Source organism: Marisediminitalea sp. (assembly GCF_984433645.1).
Genome location: NZ_CFIDRX010000264.1, coordinates 1 through 3789, shown reverse-complemented (window position 1 = coordinate 3789; position 3789 = coordinate 1). Strand labels below are relative to the sequence as shown.

3 protein-coding genes and 1 tRNA gene are annotated in these 3789 nt (G+C 46.4%); all 4 read right to left on the bottom strand.

The genetic code is table 11. The features are described from left to right. Window positions 1-113: 113 nt before the first annotated feature. The 4 genes from AC4MRN_RS19930 to uvrY all read right to left on the bottom strand — a co-directional run bounded on the left by AC4MRN_RS19930 (window position 114) and on the right by uvrY (window position 3458). Window positions 114-189 (bottom strand) — tRNA-Gly (locus tag AC4MRN_RS19930). A 137-nt stretch (window positions 190-326) separates the two neighbouring features. Further along, window positions 327-893 carry a CDP-diacylglycerol--glycerol-3-phosphate 3-phosphatidyltransferase gene (gene pgsA, locus AC4MRN_RS19925; RefSeq protein ID WP_073324590.1) on the bottom strand — a complete coding sequence of 189 codons (567 nt, stop codon included), beginning with the start codon at window positions 891-893 and terminating at the stop codon, window positions 327-329. Between the two features lie 97 nt (window positions 894-990). Further along, window positions 991-2808: an excinuclease ABC subunit UvrC gene (gene uvrC, locus AC4MRN_RS19920; protein ID WP_491204299.1), complete on the bottom strand. Its 1818-nt coding sequence runs from the start codon at window positions 2806-2808 to the stop codon at window positions 991-993. 11 nt (window positions 2809-2819) lie between these two features. Continuing rightward, on the bottom strand, window positions 2820-3458 hold the full coding sequence (uvrY, locus tag AC4MRN_RS19915; protein WP_073324592.1) for a UvrY/SirA/GacA family response regulator transcription factor: 639 nt from the start codon (window positions 3456-3458) through the stop codon (window positions 2820-2822). Window positions 3459-3789 lie beyond the last annotated feature (331 nt).

The window sequence follows — 3789 nt, the reverse complement described above, 5'->3', positions numbered from 1 at the left end:
CGAACCGAGATCCACGGATTTGCAATCCGCTGCATAGCCATTCTGCCATTCCGCCATTGTTGCGTAACAACTCAAGGCTAAACCTTATTTATAACGCAAACCATTCGAGAATTTGGAGCGGGAAACGAGACTCGAACTCGCGACCCCAACCTTGGCAAGGTTGTGCTCTACCAACTGAGCTATTCCCGCTTCGAATGTGGGAGGCATTCTACCTGCCCAAGGAAAAGTGTCAACTACAAAAAATGCCTTTCGCTGCCTTTTTAATCAAAAAAAGTTTGTTTGCTTAGAATTCGGTCATTTCGGTTTAAAATCAGCCTTTTCGCTGCTCAGGATTTGCCCGACAGGTGTGGCCAAGCCGCTTTTGTATAGCTCACCATTGACCAAACAGACAACACGGTTGCGATATAAAGCAGACCATAACCAAGGCTTACCCAATAAATTGGGAAACCCATAAACGTCTCCAGGCCAGAAAGTAATCCGATCAATGCTAACATTTGTGCAGTGGTCTTGGCTTTGCCAATAAATGACACCTGGACGGTGTCACGCACACCTTGCGATCCCATCCACTCTCGCAGTGCAGAAACATAAATTTCTCTTATCAGGAGTAAAATGGCTGGAATGGTAATAAACACTGAATCATAAGTATGGGTGATCATGAGTAGCGCGGCAGCAACAATGAGTTTATCCGCTACAGGATCTAAAAACGCACCAAACGGCGTAGACTGTTCTAATTTACGGGCCAGGTAGCCGTCAAACCAATCGGTGATCGCTGCAAACCAGAAAATAAATGCACCAGCTTCATGCGCCCAGCGCCAATCGAGAAAATACACACATACAAATACGGGGATAAGAATTACCCTAATCAGGGTAATAACGTTTGGGATTGTCCACATACACAACTCAGGGGGTGATCCTTATTATTTGACCGTATTGTCACACGATACGCCACATTAAGGAAGTTTGAATCAAACAGGCGTTCTTTTCTGAGGATTAATTGTGTAAATGATCATAGATGATGTCAGCAAGTTCCTCACTAATACCCGGTACACTGGCTATTTCACCTTTGCTGGCTTTTTTCAGGCCCTGTAATCCGCCCATATATTTGATCAGGGATTGACGTCGCTTGGCACCAATACCAGGAATAGACTCGAGTGTGCTGGTCGTTTTCACTTTTTGCCGGCGATTGCGGTGACCGGAAATGGCAAATCGGTGAGACTCATCGCGGATATGCTGAATTAAGTGCAGCGCAGGTCGATCTGCATTCATAGGAATGGTGTCATGGGTATCTGCCAAGATTAACGTTTCCAGGCCTGGCTTACGCGTTGTGCCTTTAGCAACACCAATTAACAATGGTTTTTTGTCGTGGGGCCATTCCTCGAAGAACTGCTCAGCCTGAGACAACTGCCCTTTACCCCCGTCGATAAACAGAATATCCGGGATCTTTTCGGCATCCTGCACATTTTTATACCGCCGGGCCAGTGCCTGCGCCATAGCAGCATAGTCATCTCCCGGCGTAATACCGTCGATATTGTAGCGGCGATAATCGCTTTTCAACGGCCCTTCCCTGTTAAACACAACACAGGAGGCAACGGTTTGCTGACCAGAGGTATGGCTGATGTCAAAACACTCCATACGCTGGATAGGGTTTTCCCACTCTAAAGCGGCTTCCAGGTCGATGTAGCGTGCGAAAACAGATTTTTGTTGGCCGTATTGCGCTTCAAGTGCATTCAGCGCATTCGCCTGCGCCAATTGCAAATATTGTCGCTTTTCTTCACGCGCACCTTTGAACAATTTCACGCGATAATTGGCTTCCTGACTCAACAAATCCGCTATGGCAGATTCATCACTTAATGCTTTGGGTAAGACAATTTGTTTAGGGATGACCTTGTTCCCAGCCAAGTAGAATTGAAGCAGAAACGCTTCGAAGATTTCATCTTCTGTAGCCGTAGAGGGCACTTTGGGGAAAAAGGCTTTGCTACCCAACAACTGACTATCGCGAATAAACATTACCTGAATACACGCCATGCTTCCTTTGAACGCAAAGCCGAAGATATCCATTTCATCCTGGGTACCCGCTACCCACTGTCTTTCCTGCACTTTACGCAATGCGTTGATCTGGTCGCGATAACGGGCTGCCGCTTCGAAATTAAGCTGCTCGCTGGCCTTTTCCATTTTTTCTACCAGCGAGTTAATAACCTGCTGATTTTTGCCTTTCAGAAACAGTCTTACCCACTGCACTTGCTCGGCGTATTCGTCGTCGGATACATAGCCTTTTACGCAAGGCGCGGAACATCGCTGCATTTGATACTGCAGGCAAGGTCGGCTACGAGCGCGGTAGTAGCTGTCTTCGCACTGACGAACCGGGAAAAGCTTCTGCATTGAACGCAAACTCTCGCGTACCGCCCAAGCACTTGGATACGGGCCAAAATATTCGCCTTTCTTTTTTTGTGGCCCGCGATGAAACGACAACCTGGGGTGTTCGTGATCAGACAGAAAAATAAACGGATACGATTTATCGTCGCGTAATAACACGTTGTAGCGCGGACGATACTTTTTGATGAAGTTATTTTCCAGCAAAAACGCTTCGGTTTCGCTGTTCACTACCGTGACGTCCATCTGCGCGATCTGGCTTACCAGAGCTTTGGTTTTTGGGCTGTCGACGGTTTGTTTGAAATAACTGGAGACGCGCTTCTTAAGGTTTTTGGCCTTACCCACGTAAATAACGTCACCAGCCTCGTTATACATGCGGTACACGCCAGGCTGGTGAGTGAGTGTTTTCAGAAACGCTGAAGCGTCAAACTGGCTCATTAATTCAGGTATTAGGCCAAATCAATCAGCTTATGACGTAACGCTAAATGCGTTAACTCGACGTCAGTACTGATATCAAGCTTATCGAACAAGCGATATCGGTAGGTGTTGACTGTTTTTGTAGCAATGTGTAGCTGCTCTGCTATGTCCGGCACTTTCTGGCCGCGGGTAATGCGCATCGCAATATCCAGTTCCCTGCCCGACAAGTCGGTAAACGGATTATCGTTATCCGGCATTAACTTACTCATGGCAATACGCTGAGCGATTTCAGGACTCAGGTACTTCTGCCCTGCAGCTACTTTGTAGATAGCGTCGATCATCTCTTTTGACTCGGCATCCTTGGTCAAAAAACCAAACGCCCCCGCCTGGATAACCTGCATAGGAATCGGGTCTTCTTTCTGCATTGATAAGCCGATCACGCGGATGTTCTCACCAATACGTAAAATCTGACGCGTCGCTTCAAATCCGCCCATTCCGGGCATATTCAAATCCATAAGCACCACATCCGGTGCATATTTACGGCAATATTTTACAGCTTCTTCGCCGTCTTTAGCTTCACACACAATTGAAAAATCAACCACATCTTCAAGGATGCGTTTGATACCTGTTCTCACCAGGTCATGATCATCAACTAATGCAATTTTGATCATGTGAATCTCACTTTGGCTATTTATAGTCGTTATTTGGAACTGTCCAATACCCTGCCCGCCTGACTACTGCGCGAGCAAATTGCACCTATTCCTGTGCCTAACGCTCATAATAATCAATATTAACAACGAAGGTAAGTGTTTAAGTTAGGTAAATTAAATTTTAATGTAACCGGTAGACATTTTGGTAATGAAGTCAACTCTATACCGCGTGTTTAGGCTGCTAAACACGTGAATAACAATGCTTCATTCCCCCATTCGTTTGAGCGCTGTTTCGCGGGCAATAAAAAACCCGCAACAATGTGCGGGTTTCTTAAATATGGCGGAGAGTGAG

Excerpts from the sequence above, each read along its gene's own strand:
- uvrC (WP_491204299.1), bottom strand. The coding sequence starts at position 2,808 with ATGAGCCAGTTTGACGCTTCAGCGTTTCTGAAAACACTCACTCACCAG.
- pgsA (WP_073324590.1), bottom strand. The coding sequence starts at position 893 with ATGTGGACAATCCCAAACGTTATTACCCTGATTAGGGTAATTCTTATC.
- uvrY (WP_073324592.1), bottom strand. The coding sequence starts at position 3,458 with ATGATCAAAATTGCATTAGTTGATGATCATGACCTGGTGAGAACAGGT.